Source organism: Ralstonia pickettii (assembly GCF_030582395.1).
Classification (GTDB): domain Bacteria; phylum Pseudomonadota; class Gammaproteobacteria; order Burkholderiales; family Burkholderiaceae; genus Ralstonia; species Ralstonia pickettii_D.
Genome location: NZ_CP104381.1, coordinates 206,851 through 232,804, shown reverse-complemented (window position 1 = coordinate 232,804; position 25,954 = coordinate 206,851). Strand labels below are relative to the sequence as shown.

At 66.4% G+C, this 25,954-nt stretch carries 24 protein-coding genes; 9 read left to right on the top strand and 15 right to left on the bottom strand.

All coding sequences use genetic code 11. The features are described from left to right. Positions 1-322 precede the first annotated feature (322 nt). Positions 323-2,425: a phosphocholine-specific phospholipase C gene (locus N5B55_RS01030; RefSeq protein WP_304538877.1), complete on the bottom strand. Its 2,103-nt coding sequence runs from the start codon at positions 2,423-2,425 to the stop codon at positions 323-325. 84 nt (positions 2,426-2,509) lie between these two features. Beyond that, positions 2,510-2,728 carry a hypothetical protein gene (locus tag N5B55_RS01025; protein ID WP_304538876.1) on the bottom strand — a complete coding sequence of 73 codons (219 nt, stop codon included), beginning with the start codon at positions 2,726-2,728 and terminating at the stop codon, positions 2,510-2,512. Positions 2,729-3,111: 383 nt separating this feature from the next. On the opposite strand from N5B55_RS01025, the gene N5B55_RS01020 reads away from it, so the two are divergent. Next, positions 3,112-5,079 carry an NRPS-independent rhizoferrin synthetase gene (locus N5B55_RS01020; RefSeq protein WP_304538875.1) on the top strand — a complete coding sequence of 656 codons (1,968 nt, stop codon included), beginning with the start codon at positions 3,112-3,114 and terminating at the stop codon, positions 5,077-5,079. Next, positions 5,076-6,320 (top strand): rhizoferrin export MFS transporter, encoded by a 1,245-nt coding sequence (locus tag N5B55_RS01015; protein ID WP_304538874.1) that lies wholly within the window; start codon positions 5,076-5,078, stop codon positions 6,318-6,320. Before N5B55_RS01020 ends, N5B55_RS01015 begins: the two co-directional genes overlap by 4 nt. Here N5B55_RS01015 and N5B55_RS01010 read toward each other — a convergent pair. Genes N5B55_RS01010 through N5B55_RS00990 form a run of 5 tightly spaced genes read right to left on the bottom strand, consistent with a single transcriptional unit; the run spans position 6,308 to position 11,257 of the window. Further along, positions 6,308-7,573, bottom strand: a complete 1,266-nt coding sequence (locus tag N5B55_RS01010) for a VanZ family protein (RefSeq protein WP_304539822.1) — start codon at positions 7,571-7,573, stop codon at positions 6,308-6,310. The two genes, N5B55_RS01015 and N5B55_RS01010, sit on opposite strands and share 13 nt — an antisense overlap. Before the next feature lie 38 nt (positions 7,574-7,611). Continuing rightward, entirely contained in the window at positions 7,612-8,277 is a 666-nt protein-coding gene (locus tag N5B55_RS01005; RefSeq protein ID WP_304538873.1) for an ABC-type transport auxiliary lipoprotein family protein, read from the bottom strand. 9 nt (positions 8,278-8,286) lie between these two features. Continuing rightward, entirely contained in the window at positions 8,287-9,255 is a 969-nt protein-coding gene (locus N5B55_RS01000) for an MlaD family protein (RefSeq protein ID WP_065860260.1), read from the bottom strand. Beyond that, positions 9,255-10,136 carry an ABC transporter ATP-binding protein gene (locus N5B55_RS00995; RefSeq protein WP_065860259.1) on the bottom strand — a complete coding sequence of 294 codons (882 nt, stop codon included), beginning with the start codon at positions 10,134-10,136 and terminating at the stop codon, positions 9,255-9,257. The genes N5B55_RS01000 and N5B55_RS00995 overlap by 1 nt, the downstream gene beginning before the upstream one ends. Further along, a complete protein-coding gene (locus N5B55_RS00990) occupies positions 10,133-11,257 on the bottom strand; it encodes an MlaE family ABC transporter permease (protein WP_065860258.1) in 1,125 nt (374 codons plus the stop codon). The genes N5B55_RS00995 and N5B55_RS00990 overlap by 4 nt, the downstream gene beginning before the upstream one ends. Positions 11,258-11,443: 186 nt before the next feature. On the opposite strand from N5B55_RS00990, the gene N5B55_RS00985 reads away from it, so the two are divergent. From N5B55_RS00985 to N5B55_RS00975, 3 genes are all read left to right on the top strand, one after another. Then, complete coding sequence (locus N5B55_RS00985) at positions 11,444-12,325, top strand: biotin--[acetyl-CoA-carboxylase] ligase (RefSeq protein ID WP_304538872.1); 882 nt, start codon at positions 11,444-11,446, stop codon at positions 12,323-12,325. Beyond that, on the top strand, positions 12,322-13,203 hold the full coding sequence (locus N5B55_RS00980; RefSeq protein WP_304538871.1) for a type III pantothenate kinase: 882 nt from the start codon (positions 12,322-12,324) through the stop codon (positions 13,201-13,203). Before N5B55_RS00985 ends, N5B55_RS00980 begins: the two co-directional genes overlap by 4 nt. 101 nt (positions 13,204-13,304) lie before the next feature. Beyond that, the gene (locus N5B55_RS00975; RefSeq protein ID WP_304538870.1) at positions 13,305-14,087 is read left to right on the top strand and encodes an SPOR domain-containing protein; all 783 of its coding nucleotides are present in this window, start codon (positions 13,305-13,307) and stop codon (positions 14,085-14,087) included. A 4-nt stretch (positions 14,088-14,091) separates the two neighbouring features. Here the strand turns inward: N5B55_RS00975 and rfaE2 are convergent, their stop codons facing one another. Together rfaE2 and N5B55_RS00965 are read right to left on the bottom strand one after the other, a co-directional pair. Continuing rightward, positions 14,092-14,589 carry a D-glycero-beta-D-manno-heptose 1-phosphate adenylyltransferase gene (rfaE2, locus tag N5B55_RS00970; protein WP_154206238.1) on the bottom strand — a complete coding sequence of 166 codons (498 nt, stop codon included), beginning with the start codon at positions 14,587-14,589 and terminating at the stop codon, positions 14,092-14,094. Between the two features lie 75 nt (positions 14,590-14,664). Continuing rightward, complete coding sequence (locus tag N5B55_RS00965; RefSeq protein ID WP_004633768.1) at positions 14,665-15,519, bottom strand: ferritin; 855 nt, start codon at positions 15,517-15,519, stop codon at positions 14,665-14,667. A 403-nt stretch (positions 15,520-15,922) separates the two neighbouring features. Between N5B55_RS00965 and N5B55_RS00960 the strand changes: the two genes are divergently transcribed. Further along, positions 15,923-16,615, top strand: coding sequence for a glutathione peroxidase (locus N5B55_RS00960; protein WP_304538869.1), 693 nt, complete (start codon positions 15,923-15,925; stop codon positions 16,613-16,615). 9 nt (positions 16,616-16,624) lie between these two features. Here N5B55_RS00960 and N5B55_RS00955 read toward each other — a convergent pair whose 3' ends face one another. The 5 genes from N5B55_RS00955 to N5B55_RS00935 all read right to left on the bottom strand — a co-directional run bounded on the left by N5B55_RS00955 (position 16,625) and on the right by N5B55_RS00935 (position 21,896). Beyond that, positions 16,625-17,803 carry a patatin-like phospholipase family protein gene (locus N5B55_RS00955; RefSeq protein WP_304539821.1) on the bottom strand — a complete coding sequence of 393 codons (1,179 nt, stop codon included), beginning with the start codon at positions 17,801-17,803 and terminating at the stop codon, positions 16,625-16,627. Positions 17,804-17,812: 9 nt separating this feature from the next. After that, positions 17,813-18,700: a PhaM family polyhydroxyalkanoate granule multifunctional regulatory protein gene (locus N5B55_RS00950; protein WP_304538868.1), complete on the bottom strand. Its 888-nt coding sequence runs from the start codon at positions 18,698-18,700 to the stop codon at positions 17,813-17,815. Between the two features lie 56 nt (positions 18,701-18,756). Further along, positions 18,757-19,575 carry an enoyl-CoA hydratase/isomerase family protein gene (locus tag N5B55_RS00945; protein WP_304538867.1) on the bottom strand — a complete coding sequence of 273 codons (819 nt, stop codon included), beginning with the start codon at positions 19,573-19,575 and terminating at the stop codon, positions 18,757-18,759. Between the two features lie 68 nt (positions 19,576-19,643). Next, positions 19,644-20,807 carry an ABC transporter substrate-binding protein gene (locus tag N5B55_RS00940; protein WP_304538866.1) on the bottom strand — a complete coding sequence of 388 codons (1,164 nt, stop codon included), beginning with the start codon at positions 20,805-20,807 and terminating at the stop codon, positions 19,644-19,646. Between the two features lie 84 nt (positions 20,808-20,891). Then, positions 20,892-21,896 (bottom strand): LLM class flavin-dependent oxidoreductase, encoded by a 1,005-nt coding sequence (locus N5B55_RS00935; protein WP_304538865.1) that lies wholly within the window; start codon positions 21,894-21,896, stop codon positions 20,892-20,894. A 106-nt stretch (positions 21,897-22,002) separates the two neighbouring features. Here N5B55_RS00935 and N5B55_RS00930 point away from each other — a divergent pair, with 106 nt between their 5' ends. Then, complete coding sequence (locus tag N5B55_RS00930) at positions 22,003-22,911, top strand: IclR family transcriptional regulator (protein WP_304538864.1); 909 nt, start codon at positions 22,003-22,005, stop codon at positions 22,909-22,911. 8 nt (positions 22,912-22,919) lie between these two features. Here N5B55_RS00930 and N5B55_RS00925 read toward each other — a convergent pair whose 3' ends face one another. Then, positions 22,920-23,912, bottom strand: a complete 993-nt coding sequence (locus tag N5B55_RS00925; protein WP_037027795.1) for a fumarylacetoacetate hydrolase family protein — start codon at positions 23,910-23,912, stop codon at positions 22,920-22,922. An 82-nt stretch (positions 23,913-23,994) separates the two neighbouring features. Here N5B55_RS00925 and N5B55_RS00920 point away from each other — a divergent pair, with 82 nt between their 5' ends. Both N5B55_RS00920 and N5B55_RS00915 read left to right on the top strand, forming a co-directional pair. Further along, on the top strand, positions 23,995-24,867 hold the full coding sequence (locus tag N5B55_RS00920) for an IclR family transcriptional regulator (protein WP_178959200.1): 873 nt from the start codon (positions 23,995-23,997) through the stop codon (positions 24,865-24,867). Then, entirely contained in the window at positions 24,833-25,954 is a 1,122-nt protein-coding gene (locus N5B55_RS00915) for a DUF3108 domain-containing protein (protein WP_369812416.1), read from the top strand. Before N5B55_RS00920 ends, N5B55_RS00915 begins: the two co-directional genes overlap by 35 nt.

Here is a 25,954-nt window from a genome sequence, read left to right as displayed (position 1 = left end):
AATAGATCGTTGCCCTTGATGAATAAATACCCTCGCGAAGAAAATACTGTTCTCCAAATATCAACAATAGGTTGCGGCCTTGCCGGGAAAAAGAGGCTCTTGCGCTGGGATCGTGTTGGAAAGCGCCGAAGGAAGCTGCGCAATGACGCACTATCGGGGCGATCCGTTTGCCGCTGTCCTGGCAATCGCACTCAACATCGGGCAGAGCACGCTGGCCCTGTAGCAGGCTCGCATGTACACGAAGCGACTCTGGCGCTGACCGTCGTAACAAAAACGGCCCGCTGGCAAAACATGCCAGCGGGCCGTTTTGCTTGGGCCCCGGTTATGCGCTCAGCGCCGGATCGGACGCACTGACTCGGCCGGTTTCAACGTGGCCGGCAAGGCGACGCGCGAAACCGGCATCCGTGCTGGCCGTGACGGTCAGGTCGTACCAGGCGTGGTGGCTGCGCAAGTCGAGGTACACCGACGCATCGTCACCGCCGCGCACTTCGCGTTGCACGCTTTCGCCCGTGTAAGCGCTCTTGATGGTGAAGACGGTCGGCGCACGACCGTGATTGATGAGGCGCAGTTGCAGGTTGCCGTTGGCCACGTCGTAGCCTTCCTTCACTTCCAGCGCGTGACCGTGCGGACGCAGCAGGCCCGACAGCGTCAGCTTGCCGACAAAGCGGCGCAGGAAGCCGTTCGGACCGTGCACCGTGAAGTCGTAGGCGCCGCCTGCGTTCACGGCCAGCTTGTCCGACAGCCGCTTGCCTGCCTCGACCGTGTAGGTGCGCGGTGCATCCGTGCTGCCGGCGGTGTAGACGAGGAAGGCTGCCCCCACGTCCCCGGTGTTCACGAATTCCAGCTGGAACTTGCCGGCGGCTTCGTCCTGCCGCCCGCGCACGAAGAGTTCGTACGGCAGCGCACGCGACGGGCGCACGCCCGCTTCCTGCTTCGGCACGGCCTGCACCAGCGGGGGCAGCGGCACGTAGCTGGCGTGGCGCAGCTTGTCCTTCGGCACGTAGGCTGCGGTGCTCGGCAATGCAGGCACCACCTCGTTGGGCGTGGCGAAGTTGAACGCCGACGTCAGATCACCGCACACGGCGCGACGCCACTTCGAGATGTTCGGCGACTTCACGCCGTGCGTGCGCTTGAAGCGCTGCTCGATGAAACGGATGATCGACGTATGGTCGAACGTTTCGGAGCACACGTAGCCGCCCTTTGACCACGGCGATACCACAAGCATCGGCACGCGCTGGCCCAGGCCGTAGCTGCCGGCACTGTACGTGCTGTTGCCCGGGAAGTATTCGCCCGTGGTATCGACCGTCGACAGTCCATTGCTGCCCGACGCGGCGAACGGTGGGACAAGGTGATCGAAGAAGCCGTCGTTCTCGTCGTAGGTGATGAACACCGCGGTCTTGCTCCACACCTCGGGGTTGGAGGTCAGCACCTGCAAGACCTGATCGATGTACCAGGCGCCGTAGTTGGCCGGCCAGTTCGGGTGCTCGGAGAACGCTTCCGGCGCGGCAATCCACGACACCTGCGGCAACGTGCCGTTCTGCACATCACGCTTGAGGATGTCGAAGTAGCCGTCGCCGGCTGCTGCGTTGGTGCCGGTGCGCGCCTTGTCGTACAGCGGGCTGCCGGGCTGTGCATTCTGGTATTGCTTGAAGTACAGCAGCGAGTTGTCGCCGTAGTTGCCGATGTAGGCGTCGCTCGTCCAGCCCCAGGAACCTGCGGCGTCCAGCCCAGTACCGATGTCCTGATAGATCTTCCACGAAATACCGGCGGCCTCCAGCACTTCCGGATACGTCGACCAGCCGTAGCCGGCTTCTGCGTTGTCGATTACCGGGCCGCCGCCGACGTTGTCGTTGCCGACATAGCCTGTCCACATGTAGTAGCGGTTCGGGTCGGTCGACGTGGGCGTCGCGCAGTGATAGGCGTCGCAAATGGTGAAGGCGTCGGCCAGGGCGTAGTGGAACGGAATGTCCTGGCGTGTGAGATACGCCATCGTCGTGGTGCCCTTGTGCGGGACCCAGCCGTCATAGCGGCCGCCGTTGACGGCAAGGTGCGTGTCGTTCCAGCCGTGCGGCAGGTCTTGCAGGAACTGCAGGCCCAGATCGGGCGCGCTCGGGCGGAACGGCAGCACCTCGCCCGCGCCGCCGGCCACCGGCTGATGCCACACGCTCTTGCCGCTCGGCAGCGTGACGGTGCGCGTATCGCCATACCCCCGCACGCCGCGGAGCGTGCCGAAGTAATGGTCGAACGAGCGGTTTTCCTGCATGAGGATCACGATGTGCTGCACGTCCTCGATGTTGCGGTGCGCGTTATGGGCGGGAATCGCCAGCGCCTGGCGAATGCCTTCGGGCACCGCGCCCATGGCTGCCGATGCGGCAGCCAGTTGGGCAGCGGAACGGAGAAAACCACGGCGACTGTTGGAGGTCATGTTCTCGTCCTGATCTGTGTGTTTGAGGATTGGGGGTGGGGGGAACAACACGGGGCAACGCCGGACTGCGCGTGCGCAACGCGGTCAGCCGACGGTATGGATCTTGGGAGGCGCCAAGCCGGATTGCGAGGCGGCGCCGTGCGGCGGCGATGCAGGCGGCAGGGGAGCCGGCGCGCCCACCACGGCGGGCACATGCGGGTCGGCGGCATCGCCACCGCTCAACACGAGCGCAGACAGCGCGGCGGCGCCTGCAGAAACCACGGGCCATCGACCAGTAGCGCTGGCGTCTTGGCTTGCAGACACGGATGACCTCCTGATGACATCAGCGAGCCGGACCGTGCAGCGCGCGCCGTCCGCTCAACACGCGCTAAGGTAGAAAGGATTCATGTCGGTTACGTGAAGACGACGCGCGCCGGCACCGTCCCGTCCCCCATTGGATTGATGGATTTTTGTTGCAGGTGCGAATCATTCTCATCTACACTGCAGCGCACCAATTGATGCCTTCGCGTAGCCGACCCGGCTGCCCGCATCGCGCACCTTCGTAGAAGAACGCGCCTCCCGGCTGCTGGCCCATGGGAGCGCGACATTCCCGCCTGTCTCTGAAGCGGCCCCTACATCTGGACCCCCCTGTGCTGCAGGGCCGAGCCCCGCTCGCCTGCACACGCTCATGTCCCGTAGGAGCCCTCGTGCAACGACGATCTGATACCGCCGCCCACACCGAAACCGCATCCGCTGCCGTTGCGGCCGGCAACCTTCGCCTTGAATCCATTCCTGCGCTGCGCGAAGCCGGCGTGCAGACCGAACATTGGTCGACAGCGCAGCAGTTGGCACGCCGCCGCGTGCTGTCGCGCCTGCTGCAGGCGTTGTTTCGTGAAGCGCTGCTCAGCGCAGATCAACTCATCGCCGATACACGGGCCGATGTGACCTTGCTGCCCATCTGGCAGCAGCGCGTGCTGTTGCGCTTTACCGGGCTGCGGCCCGGCGCGCTAGGAAGCTGGACGCTGACGGGCGATGTTGCCGTGCTGGCGCACGAGCGCCCGCCGACGCCGATTGAACGTCCATCAGCCCTGCTCCACTGGCTCGCGCCCATGCTGGACATGGGCGATGCCGCCGAGGCCCATCGCCTCGCCGCCATCGGCCGGCTCGCGGCAGAACTCGACAACAGCCAGGACAACGACACGCTGTGCCAGGCCTATCGGCTCGCCTGGGGCGCACGTCTCGCTGCCGAGCACCGCACCGCCGCGTGGCAAGACGCGCTGGCCCTGCTCTGCGGCGACGGTACGCCCCCCGCCTTGGCGCGCACCGAGCAGTGGGGCACCGGCGGCCACCCGTGGCATCCGGCCTACAAGACACGGCTGGGACTGGCTCCTGACCAGGTGATTGCTCTGTCGCCGGAGTTCGAGGCACAGGTGCCCCTCGGCGTGGTGGCGGTGGCGGCGCATCGACTGCAGGTCACGTCGATGGACGGTGTGCAGCCGTACGCCAATTGGTTCGCGGCCACGTTCCCGGAGACCATGGTGGCGTTTCGCAAAGCCCTGTTGGCGCGCCAGCTTGCGCCCGAAGCGTGGCTGCCGCTGCCGGTTCACCCATGGCAGCGCGACACGACACTCGGCGAGACTTTCGCCGCAGAATTTGCCGCAGGCGAATTGATCCGTTTGCCGGACATCAACATTGCCGCCCGGCCAACGATGTCATTCCGCACCGTGGCCGCGACCGACGCGCCGGGCGGCCCGATGCTCAAGCTGCCGGTCAGCATGCGGCTGACCAGCGTTGAGCGCACCGTATCGCCCAAATCGGCCGTGATGGGCCCGCGCGTGAGTGCGCTGCTGGAACGCATCCTCGCGAACGACGCAGCATTGGCGAGCGTCTTGTCGATCGTGCCGGAGCGCCATGGCATCCACTTGACCGGCACCGACGACGATCGCGCCCGGCATCTTTCGATGATCGTGCGCGACAACCCGACCGCACGCATTGCCGGCAACGAACGGCTGCTGCCGGTCGGCGCCCTCTTCACGCCCGACTTCACCGCCGACATGACGCACGCAGCAGCACCGCTGCTGCTCGACACCGTGCTGGCGCGCCAGGCCGACGGCACGCGCGCCGAGCGGGCTGCGCGCTTTTTCGATGCGTACCTGCACGTCGCCATTCCGGCCATCGTCGGCCTCTATTTGCGTTACGGCATCGCTTTGGAGGCGCATCAGCAGAACACCTTCGTCGTCATCGACGCGGCCGGGATGCCGGTGCGGCTGGTGGTGCGTGACTTTGGCGACGTGAAGATCGCCCTGCCGACGCTGCGGGGCCAAGGCTTTTCAATCGAGCCGTTCCGTGCCGGCCACACCACGTATCCCGATCGGGACATCCCGCGCAAGAAGCTGATCCACGCCTTCCTGCTGTGCCATATCGGTGAGCTGGCGCTGGCGCTGTTTCCCGAACGCGGTAGCGCCGTCGGGCTACGCCAGTGGCATGACGCCATGCAGGCCGTGTTCGAGGCAAACCGCACGGCGCTGGATGCCGACACCTGGAAGCAGGAGCGTCACGCGCTGCTCGAAGCGCCATGGTCGTTCAAGACGTTCGTCCGCATGCGCCTGCGCGACCAGTCCGACGACATGCACGCCGCGTTGCCTAACCCGCTGGCCGACGCGGTTCGGACATGAGCCCCGCAACGCCCGTGGACGCGTGGCGCGGGGCCATTCGGTGGCTCCTCGTCATCCAGGCCCTTTCAATGGGCGCGATGGAAATGACGGGGCCGTTCTGGCCACTGTTCCTGCGCGAGCTGTTGCCGGTGCCGCATGTGCCGTTCGCGTGGGTGGCGAGCGCAGCGTACTTCGCACCGATGGCCGCCACGCTCACCACCGCGCCCTGGTGGGGCCGCCTGGCTGATCGCGTCGGACCCAAGCCGATGATCCTGCGAGCGCTCATCGCACTGGCAGCGTCGCAGCTGTGGTCGGTCTATGCGGACTCGGCGGCCAGCGTGCTGCTGGCGCGCACCGTGCAAGGCGGGCTGGCCGGCTTTCTGGCAGCCGCACAGATCTACGCGATGCGCGTGGCACCTGCCGACATGCGCCGGCGCGTCTTCGCCGATCTGCAGACCGTCACGGCGTGCGGCAGCTTCATGGCGCCGCCTGTCGGTGCGTGGCTCGTGGGGTGGATGGGCTTCCGCATGGCGAACACGGCGGGCGCTGCGGTGATCCTGGCGTGCATTCCGTTGGCAATGTTCTGTCTGCCCGCCATCAAGCCCGCTCCAACGTCCGAGATCCACCAGGACGCCGACGATCGCCAGGCAGGTCGCGCTCCGCTGGGTGGCCTGGTGATCGGGCTGCTGCTGGGCATGGTGGCAGTGCAGGCGGCGCGCGTCATGCCGCAAGGCTTTCTTGCACCCTACATCACGGAGACGCTGCATGGGTCGGTGATGCTGGCAGGCTTGGCCTACAGTGCCACGGCCGCGACACTGGCGCTGTCTGCGCGCTGGTGGGCAAAGCGTTTTGCGAGCCTGCCCGTGCATGTCACGCTGGGGCGCGTCTGTGCGTTGACCGCTGTCTGCGGCCTCACCGCGCTCTGGCAGGGCATTGCGCAAGGAGAAAACGCATTCATTGCTGCGCGCCTGGCGTGGGGCCTGTGCCTGGGCGGCCTGCTGCCGGTGCTCAATAGTTTGGTCGTGGAAACCAGCCCGGAACACCGCCAAGGCTTTGCGTTGGGGTTGTGCAGCAGCGCAGCCAAGGGCGGCGCGCTCATCGGCCTGGGCGTGGCTGCATTGTCGACGGGCCTGTTCGGGTGGCGCGCGGGTTTTGTCGCCATGGCGGCGATGTACCTTGCGGCGCTGGCAGCGTTGATCGCGGTGCGGCGCGCTGCCTCACCGCATCCCGCATCTGCTGCGGCGGGCACTCAACGCGCGTGACGTCCGGCGCGCCGCTGCAGCTGCGTCTGCTCGGCGCGCCAGGCGAGATAGCCGAGGCCGAGAAACGGCCACAGCCAGCCGATCCATTGCGACAGGCTGTTGAAATGGACGAAACGCCCCAGCCGCCAGCTTTGCGCCGACACCCACGAATACGGGCTCGGCGGCAAGACGTTGGACAGAATGATCAGCGCAATGAGCAACGTCATGGCCAGCGCGCCGCGCAACCAGCGCGGCAGCCGCACCAACAGCACGAGCACCAGCGAGCCGACAATCAACCCGAATCGCGCACCGGAGGAAAGCCAATCCCACGCGCCGCCCAGCGGAAACTGCAGCACCGTCGCCCCCGCCTTGACCAGCAGCGCGCCGGCCAGCAGCGCAGCCAGCAAGCGCAGCATGGGCGCACCACGGCGCATGGCCACGCTGGCCAGCAGCCCCGTGCCGATCCAGCTGCAAGCGGTGATGAGCGCTTCCAGCAGTTCCTGGCGCTGCAGTGCTTCCGGGTGCGCCGTCAGCTTGTCCTGCCAGTCGAACAGCTCCGGAAACCAGCCGTTGAGGAGATTGACCACAAACGCATCCGGCGATGGATCGAGCAGGATGCTGCGGATCACTCCGCCCATGCTGAAGAGGAATTCCTGCGGAAAAATCTGTGCAAACGGCCACACCAGCATCAGCAGGATGGCAAAGGTCGCATGTGGCTCGAACCACCGGCGGCGCAGGCGGCGCAGCCCGCCGCGGTCGATCAGCCGCGCCGCAAAAGGCAGCATGACGAGGCCGCCCAGCAACGCGCCCAGCGTGTTCGTCGCCAGATCGACATTGGAGGACACGCGCGTGGGCAGATAGGTCTGGATCGCCTCCATCGCGCCGGAGAGCAGTAACCCTGCCAGCATCGCCAGCAAGACCGCGCGCCAGCCGGTGATGCGCGGGTGCAGTGCCAGCACCGTCAGCATGCCCAGCGGCATGTAGCCCCACACGTTGGTGAGCATGTCAAAGGTGGTGTTGTAGCGCGGCAGCGGTGCGCTCAGGAAGGCGAACGGCGACACGCCGGTGTCTGTCCAACCGGCAAACGGATACAGGCTTGCGTAGACGACCAGCAGCACGAACCACCCCAGCCCGGCGCGCGCAAGCGGCGAGTGGCGATGCTGGATGGGTGCAGCGGGTTGTGCGTGGAGGTCCGTCACCGGAAGAAGCGAACTAGAAGGAGGAGCGGACGTGGCCGGAAAAAGCCGTCCATCATAGCGTCCGATGCCGCGCATCACGGATGGTTCCTCCATCCGGTTCAGAGGTGGCGGTATTAGCGCCGGCGCGAGCCAAGTGCAGCGCCGGGCGTTGCCGGTGTCGAAGGGGCGGACGCCGCGAGCGGCAGGGCCGCCACCCAGTCGAGCACCTCGCCGATGGCCTTGTCCGATGCCTGCGTGAGGGCGGCCACGCCGCCTGCAGCGTCCGGGCTCGGGGCCGGCGCGTCAGCCTGTACCACGCGCTGGTCGATCACACCGCGCGCCAGTGACACGGTTGCACGCAGGCGCACCACGCCGCGGCTGGCATCGGGCCTGTCGAATACCTGTGAAAAATCGACCAGCTCGACACGCAGGCTCGGCACATCGGGCGTGGGATAGCCGATCACCTGGCCGCGCCCTGCCGCCGCATTGCGCAAACGGGCATCGAACAGACTCACGGGCGATTCCACCCAGCGGCTGTTGGCGTAGGCGTCGGTACGCTGGCCTTGCGCATAGGCGAGGCGGTAAAAGATGGCGTTGCCGTCCATCCAGCCCGGGCCGGCCACGTCGGCCACGCGCAAGGCGGTGGGCAGGCGCGCGCCAGCGCTTGCGGCCGGCGCGAGTCCAAAGTCATAGAGGGCGGCGGGCGCCACCGGCGCGCTGGAGCAAGCTGCCAGCAGCGACAGCGCCATCAGGGCAGGCAGCGCGCACGCGCGGCGGAACACAGCGGACAACATCGGCATGGAATCTCCTCAGGGCTGAGCCGAAGCGCGCGCGGCGGGCGCGGTGAAGCCGGTTTCACCGGGGCCGGGCGCGCCGGGTGCGGGGCCAAACAGCACGCTTTGCGGCCGGGCGTTGAAGTCGGTCACGGCATGGTCGAAACCGCGCACGGCCTGGCGGGCCTCGCGTGCAAAGCCATTGAGCTGCGGCAGCGTTTCGTACGTCAACACGTTGGCTGCGGATTGCATCGACTGCGTTGCGGCCGTCAGATCGCTGCCGGCACCGGAAAGCGTCGTCATCAACGGCCCCTTCGGATCGGACAGCGACTGCGTGAGCTTGCGCGTGGCCACCAGCGTGGAATCGAGGTTGTCAGCAATCTGCGGCAGGCGGCGCATGGTCGGCTCAGCCTGCTGCGCGAGCGTGCTGTAGGCGTCCATCGTCTTCTGGAACGCTTGCAGCGACGCAGTGACCTGCTGGCGGTGCTCGTCGTCGAACATGATCGACAGCGAGCTGAGCGTCTGATCGAGCTTGGACAGCATCTGGTCGCCGCGCTTGTCCAATTCGTCCAGAAAGCCGGCATCCATGCGGATGCGCGCGGGATCCTTCTGGGAAGTGGCCAGACGCACGGGACTGGGCGCGTGCTGGCTGTTGTCGAAACCGCGGTCGTCGAGCTGCACATAGGCGAGGCCCGTCACGCCCTGGTACGCCAGGCGCCCATACGTCGTCGTGGTGATGGGCGCGTCCTTGTCGACCAGCACACGCACGACGATCTGCCCGGGCACCTTGTCGTCAAAGCGGATGCTGTCGACCTTGCCGACGTCCAAGCCGCGGTATTTCACGGAAGCCTGCGGGTTCAGCCCGTTGACAGTGGAGCGGGTGACCACCTCGTAGGGCACGCGCACGGTCTGGTCGCGGTTGAACCACATGACCGCCAGCCCCATGAAGATGGCCAGCCCGATCGTAAACAGCCCGGCCAGGAATGCGTGGGCTTTGTTTTCCATCAATCCTCCTGCGTCGAAAGCGAGGCTGCAGCCACCGCCTCCGTCATCTGCGGGCCCAGCGCCATAAGGGCCCGTTTGCCCCGCTCACCGAGGAAATATTCCTTGATGAAGGGATGATCGATCTGAATGATCTGCTCCAGCGGCTTGGCCGCCAGCACCTTGCGATCCGCCAGCACGGCAATGCGGTCGGATAGCGCCACCAGGGTGTCGAGATCGTGCGTCACCATCACCACGGTCAGGCCCAGTTCCTGGCGCAGTTCGCGAATAAGAGCAACGTAATCGTCCGATGCGCGCGGGTCCAGACCGGCGGTCGGCTCGTCCAGAAACACCAGCTCCGGTTCCAGCGACAGCGCCCGTGCCAGTGCCACGCGCTTGATCATGCCGCCCGACAGGTCCGACGGCATCTTGTCGGCATCGGTGGATTTGAGCCCCACCATCTGCAGCTTGAGCATCGCCACACGCTGGATGAACGCGTCGGGCAGTGTGCGCAATTCGCGCATCGGCAACGCCACGTTGTCGATCACGGACAGCGCCGAGAACAACGCGCCGTGCTGAAACTGCATGCCCCAGCGGTTGCGCATCGACTGCAGTTCGTTGCCCACCTGGCAGGTCAGCTCTTCGCCAAAGATGTGGATCGTGCCCGAGGTGGGCTTCTCCAGGCCCACCACCTGGCGCAACAGCGTCGTCTTGCCGCTGCCCGAACCGCCGACGATGGAAAGCACCTCGCCGCGAAACACGTCCAGGTTGATGTTGTCGAGCACGGTGACCTTGCCGTAGCGCTTGGTGACACTGCGCACCTCGATCACGCGTTCGCGCGCGGGCGTGATGGTTTCCGAAGCCGGCCCGGCGTGTTCGAGATGCGGATGACGGGGCCGGGTCATATCCCGATGTCCTTGAAGAGGATGGCGAACACTGCGTCGGCGAGTATGACGATGGTGATCGATACTACGACGGACGTCGTTGTGCCCTCGCCCAGGCTCTGCGTGTTGGGCTGGATGCGCAGGCCAAAGTGGCAGGCCACCAGCGCGATCAGCATGCCAAACACCACGCCCTTGCCGATGCCGAGCCACAGATTGGCTACCGGCACCACATCAGGCAACGAGGTGATGAAATACGTCGGGCTGATATCGAGCTGGAACCTGGCCGCCAGGATACCGCCCGCCAGCGCGAGCAGATCGGTCCACGCCACCAGCAGCGGCATGGCAATCGCCAGCGCAATCACCTTGGGCAGGATCAGCCGGAAGCCGTGCGAGATGCCCATCACGCGCATCGCATCCAGCTCCTCGGTCACCCGCATCACGCCGATCTGCGCCGTGATGGCCGAGCCCGAACGCCCCGCCACCAGAATCGCCGCCAGCACCGGCCCAAGCTCGCGGATGATGGCCATGCCCAAAATGTTGACGATGAAGATGCTGGCACCGAACACCCGCAACTGGTTGGCCGAGAGGTAGCTCAGCACGATGCCGATCAGGAAACCCACCAGCGCGGTGATGCCCAGCGCCTTGTAGCCCGTGCTGTAGATGTTGGCGGAGATTTCGCGCCACGGCCCGCGATGCGGCGAGCGCAGGAACCGGCCGAAGTCGAACACGAGCTGCCCGACCATGGCGATGCCATCGCGCGCGTGATCGAAAAAATCCAGCATGCCCCCGCCGAGGATCGTGACCGGGTTCATGCGCGGCGCCAGGCGTTTCTTCCAGCCGCCGGGGTCGAGCTTGGCAACGCGGTCAATCATGCGGCGCTGGTCGGGCCGGGCATCCAGATGTTGGGGCCATTGATTGCCCCAGGCGCGCCACAGCAGTTGCGCGCCAAAGTGGTCGATACGACCGACTTCGGTCAGGCACCACGCGTTGGCGTTGTCCAGCCCGGCGCGGATCTGCTGGCGAGCGCTGCGCACGCCGGCGCGTTCGGCCAGGGCGATCGTCGTCCAGTCGCCCGAGAGAAAGGCGACGGAGCGTCCATCGACAACGCGCACTTCAAGCTGCGGTGTACGGCAGGTGATCAAACGGTTCTCCGTAAGCGGTGATGCCGGATATCGGTCGAATTGTAGCCAACGCGCCGCCGAACACTGTCACACTGGCTCCCACACTGTGAGGCCTTTGCGTCGCTTGAAGCAAGCGCCACGCCCATGTTTGCAGCGCCACTCGTACAATGCGCCCATTCTTAGCGCGAACCTGATCGCCCGTTTTTTATGTCTCTTGCAGAACCCTCCGCGCGGTGGCGCCTTGCGCGCGAGCGTATCCAGCCCACCGGCCCGGCCGCCGGCTGGCCTGTCGACGTGGTCGAGGCCACCGGCTCGACCAGCGCCGATCTGATGGCCGCCGTGCGTGATGCCGCCTGGCCTGCCAACCCTGCGATGCCTGCTCCTGCCGGCACGGCGCCGCTGCTGGGCGCCCAGGTGCTGGCCGCCCAGTGGCAGACTGCAGGACGTGGCCGCCAGGGCCGCCCGTGGGATGGTGATCACGGCCTGACGTTTTCCATCGCCTGCGCCTTTGCGGGGGAGCCCGCGCTGCTCGGCGGCCTGAGCCTGGCCGTCGGTGTCGCCGTGGCTGACGCGGTCGCCGGGTACGCGGAAGCGCGGGGCGGCAGCGGACACGCGCTCGCCCTGAAATGGCCCAACGATGTGCAGATCGCCGGGCGCAAGCTGGCCGGCATCCTCGTCGAGACCGTGCGGAAGGAGGCGGGTCAGACCTGGGCCGTCATCGGCATCGGCCTGAATCTGGAACGGCCGCGCGTGCTGGAATCCACGCTGGGCCGCGGGCTCTCGGGCGTGGAAGAACTCGTGGATGCGCCAGAGCCGAATGCCGTGTTCTCGGCGCTGCTCACATCGCTGGGGGAACATCTGCAGCGCTTCGGCACGCAGGGCTTGGCGCCGTTCGTTGCGCCATTTGCCGCCCGCGATGCCTTTGCCGGCGAACGCGTGCGCCTGTGGCAGGACGGCACCGTGGTGCTGGAAGGCGTGGCGCATGGCATCGACGCGCAGGGCCGCCTGGCGATTGAGTCGGGCGGACGTGTGCAGTGGGTGCACAGCGGCGAGGTCTCCTTGCGCAGCGCAGAGGCGGACCAGCCATGACGCGCCTGAAAGCTTCTGCCGCGCACGCTGCGCCCGCCCGTCCGCTGTTGCTGATCGACGCGGGAAACACACGCATCAAGTGGGCGTGGATTGCCGGTGGTGCTGATGCCGAACTCGCCTTGCCGGAGGAGCCAGGCGGCACGCCGTGGCAGCATGCCGGCGCCCGCGCGCATGATCAATTGGCGGAACTGGTGGAAGACTGGCGGGACTGCCACGCCTCCGGCATTGCGCCGCCTGAGGTGTGGATCAGCGCGGTTGCCGGTCCGGCGCTGCGCGATGCGCTCACCGCGCGCATCGCCCGCGTGTTTGATGGGGCACGCGTGCGCATTGCAGCATCGGAAAACGCCACGGCCGGCCTGCGCAACGGGTATCGCGATCCGACGCAACTCGGCACGGACCGATGGGTCGGCGCGGTCGGCGCGCGCCATCTGTGGCCCGACACAGCCCTGCTGCTCGTGACAGCCGGCACCGCCACCACGCTGGACATCGTCACGCCCGACGGCCTGTTTGCCGGCGGCCTGATCCTGCCCGGTCTTACGTTGATGATGCGCGCGCTGTCGCGCAACACCGCGCAGTTGCCCGAAGTGGATGTCAGCTACCTGAGCGCGGGCGACGTCGTCGCGCCGCCCTGGGCCGACAATACGCAGGACGCGATCGCGCTGGGCTGCGTCATCGCCCAGGCAGGCGCAATTGCACAGACCTGGATGGCGCTGCAGAAGCAACATCCCGGGCCGGCCCGCTGCGTGCTGAGCGGCGGCGCGCGCGCTGCGCTGGGACCGCATCTGCGCATGCCGTTCCAGATGCACGATAATCTCGTGCTGCTCGGCCTGCAGGTGCTGGCGCGCGCAAGCCGGGACGGCGCCGCGACGCTGGCCTAGTTTCAGCCCGCCGGGCGACTGTGGTTGCTTGGCGTTTGACCGTTGATGCTGCTGTGTTCCTGCATTCCGAACCCCCTTCCGAATCCACGTCCGTTCGCACCATGACGCTTCGCCTCGCCCTGCTGCTCCTGTTGCTCGTCAACGGCGTTCTGCTCGCGGCCAATACCGGCGTGTTCGGACCAGAAGTCTCCAAGGCGTGGTTCGAGAGCGACCGGGAACCCGAGCGCATGCGGCGCCAGATCCGCACCGAAGAGATCCGTATTCTCGAGCCGGCACCGGTTTCTTCACCGGCTGCCGCCGTACCCAAATCGGCGCCGGGCTCGCCGGAGGCCTCCTCGCCTGCCGCGTCAGGCACGCAAGCCAATCTCGAGCCTACGGCCCTGACCACCGCTGCCGCTGCTGAAAACGGCGGCACCTGCACCGAACTGGGCGGCCTGACCGAAGCACAAGCCACGCGCAGCATTGATCAGCTCAGGCAGGTGGCGGGCGTGCAGGTCGAGCGCTTCACGCGCCAGGAAGACAACCGGTGGTGGGTCCACATGCCGGCACGCGACACGCGCGACGACGCCGAGCGCAAGGTGTCCGAGCTCAAGCGCCGCAACGTGGCGGATTCAGCCATCGTGCAGGAAGGCAATACGTTCGTGGTATCGCTGGGCTTGTTTCGCGACAAGGAGCGCGCGCAGCAGCGCCTCGATGAGCTGCGCGCCAAGGACGTGCGCACCGCCGTGGTCACGCAAACGCGCCGGCTTGGCTCGCAGACGTCGCTGCGCGTGACCGCCACCGCCGACGCGGCTTCGGGCGTCGCAGCCCAACTGGCCGCGCTGAAGAAAACGTTGGGCACCGAAGACCTGCACGCGTGCGCGGCGGTCACGGCATCGCGCTAACGCCTCAGGACGTTGCGCGCACGCGCTTGAGCAGCGCCGTGGTCGATCGGTCGTGCTCGAACGGAATCGCCAGCGCCTTGCCACCCCAGCTACGCACCACACGCGTTTCTTCCAGCGCATCGATGTCGTAGTCGCCACCTTTCACGTAGATGTCGGGACGCACGCGCTGGATGAGTTCGACCGGCGTGCGCTCGGCAAACAACACCACCAGACTCACCGCTTCCAGGGCGGCCAGCACGGCCAGGCGATCGTCCTGAGTGTTGAGCGGGCGGTCGTCGCCCTTGCCCAGCATCCGCACCGAGGCATCGGTATTCACGCCGACCACGAGCGACGCGCCCAACGCACGCGCCTGCGCCAGATACGTGGCGTGCCCGCGATGCAGGATGTCGAACACCCCGTTGGTGAAGACCAGCGGGCGCTGCAAGGCGCGCACGCGGGCCTCCACATCGGCGGCATCGCAGATCTTCTGTTCAAAGGTGGGCGCGGGCTGGCGAGCGGTCATGGCAAAAAGCGAAGTCGGAGTGAAAAGCAAAACGGCCCATCGAATCGATGGGCCGCTCACTGCCAGTGGCAAGGATCAGGCAGCTTGTTCGGCCGAGCCGAGCAGACGCGCGTTCAGTTCCTTGCGGTAGCGGTTCAGGTCTTGCACGGTTTCAAAAGTGCGTTCGAACAGCAGACCCATGTTGTGCAGGATGCGCTCGATGACCTTCTTTTCCCAACCGGCGTCGAACTTGATCTGCTCGTCCAGCCAGTGCTCCAGCCAGTCCGGGTTCGGCAGGCGCGACTGCACCGTGTCTTGCGGGAAGAGCGCCTTGTTCACGTGCAGGTTGGTCGGGTGGAGCGGCTTCTCGGTGCGGCGCGCCGAAGCCATCAGCACGCCGATCTTGGCGAATGCGCTGCGCGCGCTGTCGCCGAACTGGCCGAGGTACTTCTTCATGTAACGCAGGTAGGCGCCGCCATGGCGGGCTTCGTCCTGCGACAGATGCTTGTAGATCGCCTTGATGACCGGCTCGGTGTGCCATTCGGAGGCACGGCGGTACCAATGGTTCAGACGGATTTCGCCGCAGAAGTGCAGCATCAGCGTTTCAAGCGGCGGGGCCGGATCGAACTCGAAGCGCACGTTGTGCAGTTCTTCTTCGGTCGGCACGAGGTCCGGGCGGAAGCGGCGCAGATATTCCATCAGCACCAGCGAGTGCTTCTGCTCTTCAAAGAACCACACGCTCATGAACGCCGAGAAATCGGAGTCGTGACGATTGTCACGCAGGAACATCTCGGTGGCCGGCAGGGCTGACCACTCGGTGATGGCATTCATCTTGATGGTCTGCGCTTGCGCGTCGGTCAGCAGCGACGCATCGAACGTGTCCCACGGAATATCCTTTTCCATATTCCAGCGGACCGCTTCCAACGACTTGAACAATTCGGGATAGAGCATGGTAAGCCTTTGAATTTGCAGGCGGATTCTAGCAGACCTGCTTGACCAGCCCCCGTTTTTCATGGTTGCCGGAGCAAAGTTCCTGGTCTGCCCGTTTCCTCGTCACAACAGGCCTGCCGGTGCCACTGGTGCAACGTGGTCCGGCGACCCCCTCACGCGCGATGCCGCCGCGCGCTGTCTCGCGGTAGGCCGCGATGTGATCGGCAGCACGTGGGCTGTCGTCTTTTGTGTCGGACCGGACTACGCCCGGCGAGGTTTCAGTATAGGAAGCGTTGCAATTCGTGCGGCGAATGACACGCAACGCATACCGCACATTCCACCCGGTGCGACTTCGGGGCGTTATACCCTAGACTGAAGACAAATTCCGGTTCGCCGGCTGAGCGTCCGCTTTTGGAGATTCCCCATGTTGTTTCCCGCCACCGTTTCCGCGCGCCCGCGCCTGCAATTGCGCGCCGCAGGTGCGCTGCGTCGGCACCATGTGCTGATGATCATCATCGCGATTGCCATTGCCGTCATTGCATTGCTGCTGCCCCGCACGGGGCATGCCGCCGCGGCTGGTGTCGCGCCGACCGCGCAAGGGCCGGTCGCCGCGGGCGCCTGTCCTGCGAGCCTGAACTTTCGCGTCAAGCGCCTGCAGGACGATGCGCCGCAGGACCTGTGTCAGTACGCCGGCCGCGTCGTGCTGGTGGTCAATACCGCCAGCTATTGCGGCTACACGCATCAATACGAAGGGCTCGAAGCGCTGTATGCAAAGTACCGTGACAAGGGCCTGACGGTGCTGGGCTTCCCGTCCAACGACTTTCAGCAGGAACCCGGCAACAGCAAGCAGATCGCCGATTTTTGCTACAACACGTACGGCGTGAAATTCCCGATGTTCTCGAAGACGGCCGTGGTGGGCGCGGGTGCGTCGCCGCTGTATGCGTGGCTCGCGACGCAGACAGGCCAGCCGCCCAAATGGAATTTCCACAAGTACCTGCTCGACCGCACCGGCCGCGTGGCCGCGGTATTCCCGAGCAGCGTCGAACCGAGCGACCCGGCGCTCATCAAGCGTATCGATGCGCTGCTGGCTGAACCGTTGACACAGTCCTCACGCTGATCACGCTGATCACGCTGCACGCATCGTGTCCGGAATCGCGCCGTACAGGAACGCCGCCAACTCGTCGCGGCGGGCCTGCACATCGCGCTCACCCAGGTCGATCAGTTCCTGCGTGAACTCCGGCTCAAAAAGCAGATAGCTGGCGAATGCCGCGCCGCGCGCCTCGGTGCCGCCCAGCGGCTTGAGCAGCGCCCGCACCGTGCCAGGCAGGCGTTGCACGTGGCGGGAGGCAATCAGTTCGATGCGCTCGGACGGCGCCATCACCAGCACTTCGATCTTGCGCCAGCCATCGCGCGCGTCGGCGATCTCGGGGTTGCGCGCCACCATGGCGTTGACATGCTGCAGCCGTTCGATGTCAGCCGACAGCCCATCAAGAAAGATGCTCGCCAGCGCCTGCCCAGCAATCTGCGCGAGCGACGGGTAGCCCGACGCGGGCACCGTGTCGTACCAGCCGGGTTGCGTGCGAGATGCCGCGCCCACCACCAGAATGCGATTCGCGCCCAGATGGATGGCGGGGCTTAACGGCGACATCTGCCGCATCGTGCCGTCGCCGAACCATTCGTCGTTCCCTTCGAGCGGCACCGGCTCGGCCGGGAAGACAAACGGGATGCTCGACGACGCCAGCATGTGCGACACGCCGATCTGGTCTGCCACGGCAATCCGCTGCGAACGCCGCCACGGCAGCACGACATGCGGCGATTGATAGAACGTGACGTGGCGACCGGTGGTGTATGACAACGCGGTGATGGCCAACGCGCGCAGCGCCCCGGCGTCGAATGCGGCCTGCACCTGCTGGCCGTCGTGTTGCGACTCCAGCAGTTCGCGCAGCGGGGTGTTGTCGAACAGCGCGCGCGGCGTGTGGCCGGTCATCCAGCCGAACGCCAGCGCAGTCAGCCAGCGCGCGCCGCTGGAGCCGACGCGGCCGACGTCGGTGCGATAGACGCGATCGGCATGCAGGGTGCCCCAGAGCTGGGTAAGCGCCTCGGTGGCGAGCGTGAAGTCCTGCGCGCCGCGTGCAAGGCCCAGACTATTGATCGCGCCCGCCGATGTCCCGCAAATGACGTCGAACGGCGTGCGTGTCACACCCGGCGCATATTCGCGCGCCAAACCTGCGATGCCGCGCAGTACACCCACCTGATAGGCGGCACGCGCGCCGCCGCCCATCATCAAGAGCGCAGTGCAGTCGATCGACATCGATCAGGGCGTGTCGTTGGTGGGCTTGCGCGGCGCAGATTTCGCAGGCGCTTTCTTGGCTGCCGCCTTCTTGGCGGCGGGCTTGGCCGTCTTGCCTGCAGGCGCCTTGGCGGCCGGCTTCGGGGTCGCCTTGGCGGCAGCGCGCTTCGGCCCGGCCGGCGCTGTCGGCGCTTCGATGTCTTCCGGCGCCGCATCGAGCCCTTCCGCGCCCGGTGCCCCGGCAAAGCCCGGAAAGCCGCCCGGGAAACCCGGCATCAGGTTCTGCGGCATTGGCATGGCAGCCGCTGCGGAGCTGGCGATCTGGTTGAACTGCTGCTGGAGCATGTTCCACCACGGGGACGGGTCCAGCGCGGCGGCGGCGGCGCGGGCGGCTGCCTGCGCAGCGGCCTGGGCCTGGGCATTCGCGACGCGGGCTTCAGCCTGAACGTCGTCGGTGGCTTCTTCTGCCTCGTCTTCGTCTTCGGGCGGCGGTTCGTCGTTAGCCGGCTTGGCTGTGGCGGCAGTGTGGGGCCACGCGGGCTTGGATTCCTCATCTGAAGACGACGAGGATGACGAGGATGACGATGCGCCCGGCGCCAGGCCGTCGAACGCAGACTTCATGGCCTCGGGCGACAGCGCGGAGCCAAACGTCTGCAAGGCCACCAGCGTGGCGCGCTGCACCTCCAGGCCCTGGATCGCCGTGCGCAGCAGGCTGGCGTTCAGTTGCAGCCAGCTCTCCACGGCGCGCAGGTCGTGGATACGCTTGTCGATTTCTTCGAGGTCCATCGGTGGCGCGGCGAAGCTCGCCATGCTGGGCATGCCGCCACCGGCCATCCCGGCAAAGCCGCCGCCCCACAGCTTGCGCAGGAAATCAAAACCGCCTTCGGCGAAATTGGGCATCTGGGTGAACATGGTGTCTCCTACAAATCGGTCGGGGGTCGGGCGCGCTTGCGGGTCTTCATCTTCAATCAGGCACCGTCGAATGTGGGCGGACGCTTGTGGCGCAGGCTCGCAATGCCCTCGCGCACGTCAGGGCCCGCGAAGCCCATGAATTCAAGCGCCAGCGACGTATCAAAACTTGGGCCCGCCATGCGCAACCAGTTGTTCAGCGCGTACTTGGTCCACCGGATGGCCGTCTGCGAACCCGCCGCCAGGCGCTCGGCGATCTCGAATGCGCGGTTGACGAGTTCCGATTCGGGTACGGCCAGCGAGACGAGCCCAATGCGCTCGGCCTCGTCGCCCGTCATGGATTCGCACAGCAGCAAGTAGTACTTGGCCTTGGCCATGCCGCACAACATCGGCCAGACGATGGCCGCGTGGTCGCCCGCCGCCACGCCCAGGCGCGTGTGGCCGTCGACGATGCGGGCATCCTTGGCGGCGATGGAAATATCGGCCAGCAATCCGGCTACCAGCCCTGCGCCCACGGCCGGGCCGTGAATGGCGCTGACAATGGGCTTGTCGCAGTTGATGACGTTGTAGACGAGGTCGCGTGCCTCGTGCCAGACACGGGTGCGCACCTCGAAGTCGTCGGCCATCTGCTCGACGAGGTGCAGATCGCCGCCGGCCGAAAAGCCCTTGCCCTCACCGCGGATGAGCGCAACGCGCACCGAGGGCTCGGCGGAAACATCGCGCCAGATTTCCGCCAGCTCACGGTGCAGCCCGGCATCGGCCGTGGACAATTTGCGGTTGGCCGACTGCGCCGCACCCATCACGATTTCGAGGATGGGGCCGTGCTGGACGAGCGTCAGCGCCTGGTAGCGGGCAAAACGGGGAGCGAGCGAGGTCATGGCGTCCGAGGTAATGAATCAAGCATAGCGGATGAGATCGCGCATGCAACGCGGGATGTGCGCCCACGTCACTTCGCGGCATCGGCCAGGTGCCATTGGCCACGGCGGATCTGCGCCATGACGCGGGCACGCTGGTCCAGGCCAACGTGGTCTTGCGGGCTCATGTTCACCACGCCGGTGCTGGTAGGCAGATCGCGCACCTGCTCCAGTGCATCGCGCAGCGCCTCGCGAAAGGCCGGCGTGCCAGGCTTGGCGCGTTTGAGCGCCACCGGCACCGCACGCTGCAACAGCAAGCCGATGTCGCCGGTGTAGGCCGCGAAGATCGACACGCTGCCCTTGCCAAAGGCGGCCTCGTAGCGGCGCGCGAAATCCAATGCCTGCTTCTTGGCTGGGTGGGTATCAGCCAGTTCGGCGGCAACCATCACGGGGCCGGTCGGCACGTAGGCGCCTTCGCAGTCCTTGCCGCATAGCCTGACGAAATCGTTGTTGGATACGCCGTGGTTGAAGTAAATCTTGCCGGTGTAGCCCCGCTCCGCCAGCGCGCGAGCCGGCAGCGCGGCCGGCGTTCCGGAACCGCCAATCACCACCGCGTCGGGCTTGTTGGCGAGCAGACGCAGCACCTGCGCCGTCACGCTGTTGTCCGTGGGCGAGAAACGCTCGGTATCGGTAATACGGATGTGCTTGAGATCGGCAAAGCGCTGCACCTCCGTCAGGAAGGCCTCGCCGAGTGCATTTGCAAAGCCGATGTAAGCAATGGTCTTCACGCCGTGCGCCGCGGCGTGCTCGGCAATCAGCGAGGCCATGTGCGAGTCCGAATGCGGCGTCTTGAAGATCCAGCGCCGCTTGGCATCCATCGGCTCGACCAACCGGGCGGATGAGGCCAGCGAGATCACCGGCGTCTTGCCTTCGGCCGCGGCGTCGATCATCGCCAGCGTATTCGGCGTCGTGGAAGAGCCAACGATGACGTCAACGTTGGACTCGCTCATCAGCTTGCGCGTGTTGGTAACGGCGCGCGTGGTGTCCGACGCATCGTCAAGCGCGATCACGTCGACTTTTTCGCCGCCAATCTCGCTTGGCCACAGCGTCGTGGCGTTCTTCTCGGGCTGCCCCAGCGAGGCCTGTGGCCCGGTGGCCGACACCGTGACCCCGACGCGGATGTCCGCCAGTGCGGCGGAAGACAGCAAAGCCAGCCCAGCCAGTACGCCTGCGTGCCGCCACTTCGGTCGCTGCATTGGGGGTCTCCTCCCGTGGTTTGGCAAAGAGCGTAGCGGTTTTGCGGCGGTTTGGCGATGCGGAGTCGCCCAGGCTGGACAGGTTCAGGCAGCCAGCGCCGTGATGCCGGCGCGAGGCAGCGCATCCTCGACCAGCGCGCGCATCGATTCAAGCACCGCGGATTGCGGCATCAGACCAAAGTTATGCAGCGCCATCACGTGGTCGACGCCCATGTCGGACAGCCGCGCGAGCTTCTCGGCCACCGCATCGGGCGTGCCGAACAATGACAGGCCGCTGAAGAGCACATCGTCGTACGTCTGGCGGCGCGCGTACAGACGCGTGGCAACGTACAGGTCGAACGCGTCGGCGGCCGTTGCACGCACGGCGGCTTCGGTCGGGCCCACATGCGTGTGCAGCGCGACGGCCGCCATGCCACGCGTGTCGGCAATGCCTGCTTCGGCCAGGCCGCGCCGGTAGTCGTCCATCAACGCGCGGATGTCATTGAAGCTGTCGACCGACGCATACGGCACGAACAGCATGCGCCGCCCCTGCCGGCCAATGTGATACGCCGCCTCGCGCCGCAGGATCGCCACGTGGATCGGCACGCGGGCCTGCACCGGCAGCACGTTGAGGCGCACGTCGCGCAGCGTGTGGAACTGACCCGCGTGGTGCACGCGCTCACCGGCCAGCAGCCGCTCGACGAGCATCAGCGCTTCGTCAAAGCGCTCGCGCTTGACGGCGGGGTCGACGTCGTAGCCGTCGAATTCGTGCTTGAGGTAGCCGGAGCCCACGCCCAGCGACAGCCGTCCGCCCGAAAGCGCATCGACCATCGCGTAGTTCTCTGCAACGGTGGCCGGATGATGGAAGGTGAGGATCGAAATGGCCGTGCCCAGCCGCAGGCGTTGCGTCTGCGCGGCCAGATGGGAGAGAAAGACCGCTGGGTTGGGAACGGCGCCGTACTCGTGAAAGTGATGCTCGGCCACCCAGAAGGTGTCGTAGCCGAGCCCTTCGGCGTGGCGCGCCTGGGCGATGACGTCTGCGTAGAGTTGCGGCAGACTGCGGGGCCGGTCGGGGTAGTGGTCCTGGACGGAAAAGATCGACAGCTTCATGGCGTCTCCCGGGGTTTCGAGGTCTTTTCCAGCGCGCAGGGCCGCCGCGCCGGTTGTATCTTTTTACGTAACGCGTATCTTATAAAGCGACACTCGAGACATCAAGATGCCCATCGACGCTCCCCTGCCGCCGGACACATCGCCCGACGAACTGCCCGCAGAAGACGCCGCACCTGAACGCACCAGCGCCGGCATCCAGTCCGCCGAGATCGCGCTGAGCGTGCTTTCGGCGATGGCGCATGCCGGTGGCGCACACGCCGTCTCAGAACTGGGCCGCCAGCTAGGCATGCCGCGCGCGAAGGTGCACCGTTATCTGGTGTCGCTGGAACGCATGGGTTTTGTCGAGCAGGATCCAGCCTCGGCCCGTTATCGGCTCGGCACACAGGCCTTGCAGGTGGGGGTGTCGGCGCTGTCCGACGTGGATTTCGTGCGCGAAGGCAGCAACCTGCTGCCTAAGCTGGCCGAACGGCTGAACGAAAGCGTGTTTCTGTCGATCTGGACCGCGCGCGGCCCCGTCATCGTGCGCTGGGAAGACAGCGGCCGGCCGGTGGCGGTCAATGTGCGGGTGGGCTCGGTCATGCCCCTGCTGAATTCAGCGACGGGCCAGGCGTGCGCGGCGTGGGTGCCTGAAATCCAGATCGTCTCGCTCATCGACCGCGAGCTGCGCGGCCCCGGCGCCGGCAAGGCGGGTCTGACCGACTGGCTGAACTGCCGCGCGCGCTGGCAGGCGGTGCGGCAGGAGGGCGTCGCGCGCATCGGCGGGACATTGGTGCACGGCATCGATTCAGTGGCCGTGCCGGTGCTCGATTCCCAGGGCAAGCTGGCCGGGGCGATCACGGCGCTGGGCTTGTCCAGCGTGTTTGATTCGAGCCTGGAAGGGCCCGCCGCGCGGCTGTTGCGCGAGGCCGGGCGCACGCTGTCGCTGCGCCTGGGGTATCACGGGCAGGCCCTGACGGTCGGTGCCGCTGCGCCAAAACGGGGGCGCCGTCCGCGGACGACGCCCGAATCCGCGTAAGGCAAGGCTTACGCCTGCGTGCCCGGCGCAACGACTTCCTGGTCGATCGCCCCGAAAATCGACACGCCGTTGGCGTCGAACATCTCGATCTTCACGGTGTCGCCGTAGCGCATGTACTCGGTGACGGGCGCCCCGGATTCGAGGGTTTCCAGCATGCGTTTCTCGGCAATGCACGCGTACCCCTTGCTGCGGTCCACGTTGGAAATCGTGCCGGAGCCGACGATGCTGCCCGCGCGCACGTTGCGTGTTTTGCAGATATGCGCGATCAACTGCCCGAAGTCGAACACCATATCGGTGCCGCACTCGGGCTGGCCAACTTTCTTGTTGTTCCAGCGCACCGTCATTGGCAGGTGCACCTTGCGTTCGCGCCAGGCGTCGCCCAATTCATCGGGTGTGACGGCCACGGGCGAGAACGACGTGGCGGGCTTGCTTTGAAAGAAGCCGAAACCCTTGCCCAGCTCCGCGGGAATCAGATTGCGCAGCGACACATCGTTGGCGAGCACGATCAGGCGGATGCCCTCGGCAGCGGCGGCCGGCTCGGTGCCCATCGGCACGTCGCCGGTGATGACAGCGACCTCAGCTTCAAAATCGATGCCGAACGCTTCGCTGCGGCAGACGATGGGGTCGTGCGCGCCGGCCAGGTCGTCCGACCCGCCCTGGTACATCAGCGGGTCGGTCCAGAACTCGGGGGGCATCTCGGCGCCGCGCGCCTTGCGCACCAGTTCAACGTGGTTCACATAGGCCGAGCCGTCGGCCCACTGATACGCGCGCGGCAGCGGCGCCATGCAGTTGGCAGCGTCGAACGCAAACGGGTGGCGTGCGCGGCCCGCGTTGAGCTGGTCATACAGATCCTGCAACTGCGGCGCGTGGAAAGCCCAGTCGTCCAGCGCGCGCTGCAGCGTACCGGCGATGTGCGTGGCGAAGTGAGCGGTCTTCAGGTCGCGCGAGACCACGGCCAGTTGGCCGTCGCGCGAGCCATCCTTGAGGGTGGCGAGTTTCATGTGCGTTGTATGAAAAAAGGCTGCGCGGATGGTACACCTTGCATCGGCTAAACTGGCCCGAACCGATCCATCGCCCCTGACCATGCCACCGCTGCCCGCCGACGCCGATCTTGATCTGGAGCCCGATGCCGATAGTGAATTGGATGCGCCCGCACGCTCGGGTATCCAGTCCATCGAAGTCGGCTTCCGGTTGCTGGAAGTGCTCACGCACACCAACGGCCCGATGATGCTGCGCGACCTCGCGCGTGCCGCGCCCATGAACCCCGCCAAGGCGCACCGTTACCTGGTGAGCTTTGCGCGGCTGGGGCTGGTCACGCAAACGCCTGAAGGCCGTTACGACCTTGGGCCTTTCGCGCTGGAAATGGGGCTCTTGAGCCTGAACCGGCAAGATCCGATGCGCCGCGCCCGGCCCGCTGCCGCCGCGCTGCGCGACGAGATCGATCACACCATCGGCCTGGCCGTTTGGGGCAACCAGGGCCCGGCCATCGTCCATTGGGAAGAAGCCAGCCATCCGGTGACGGTCAGCCTGCGCCTGGGCGACGTGATGCCGATGCTGAACTCGGCAACCGGCCGCGTGTTCGGCGCGTACTTACCGCGCGCGCAGACGCGCTCGTTCATCCAGCGGGAACTTGATCGCATTGCGGCCACGGGTGAGTCCGCCGACTCCGAGAACCCTGAGCTGCCGCGAACACTCGAAGCCTATGACGCCATCTGCGCCGAAGTGCGCCAGCACGGCGCCTCGCGCATCCACGGCGGGGTGTTGCCGGGCATCAACGCGATGTCGCTGCCGATATTCGACGCCAACGGCCAACTGTGTCTGGTGCTGATCGCCCTGGGCGCACAAAGCACCTTCGACACCAGCTGGAGCAGCCCGCTGGAGCGGCGCTTGCGGCTGGCCGCACAACAGCTTTCCGCCGATCTTGGATACGTTGCTTCCACCGCCCCGCAATCCTGATGAACTGAGTAGCGACCCCGTGCAACCCCGCAGGCGTCGCTCTCATCGGCTTGGCCGTCTCGGGGTGGTGCTGTTGGCCGTGCTCGTGCTGCACGTCGTTGCGGTCGTGTGGGTTGCGCGCAGCCGTCAGGTGACGTGGCCGCCCGCGCCGGAACAGATCATCCCCGCCCTGCTGCTTCGCCCTGAGCCGGTACAGCCGCCGCCACCCCCGGCCGCGCCCCCGCCACGGCCCGCTGCACCGCATGCGCCCCATCCGGCCGCACCGGCGCCAGCGCCGACGCCCGACCTCGCAAGCATGGACCCGTCCGAGGTCACCAGCGCTGGCGCCCAAGCCTCCGGCGATACCGGCATGGCCAGAGATCTCAGCGGCGACGGCCCGGGTGGCCCCCCAGCACCGTCCGGCGACGGCTTTTCGCTGCCGCCCTCGGCCACGCTGCGATACGCCACTTACGTCAACGGCGTGCGCAACGAAGACGGTGTGATCCGCTGGGCCACCGACGGCAAAACTTACACGCTCGCCGTGGAAATTCCGTTGCCGTTGTTCTTCGGCACACTGGCCTTTCGCAGCGTGGGCACCGTCGGCGACTATGGCCTGACCCCTACACGCTATGAAGAAGTGCGCGGCCGGAGGCAGCCCGACGTCACCACGTTCCACTACGCGACCGAATCGGCACCCGCGTCGGGCGTGCAGAGCGTATCCACAGTCACTTTTACACGGACGCCGGCCGTGCTTCCGTTGCCGGAGGGCACACAAGACCGCTTCAGCGTCTTTCTGCAATTGACGGGATTGGCCCGCGGCGGCCCCGAGCGCATCGCCAGTCCCGGTCTCACGCTGGAATTTCCGATCGCCGATACCGATAGCGTGGAAGTCGCCCGCGTCCAGCACATCGGCGAGGACACCATCGACACGCCGAACGGCACGATTCGTGCGCAGCACTTCATACGGCTGCCGCGCCGTGCAGACGACAAGCGCCGCGTGGAGATCTGGCTGGCCGCCGATCACGGCTGGCTGCCGGTACGCCTGCGCCAGACCGAGCCCAACGGCATGCAGTTCGATCTGGTCTATCAGTCCCAGGAAGGAGGCTGA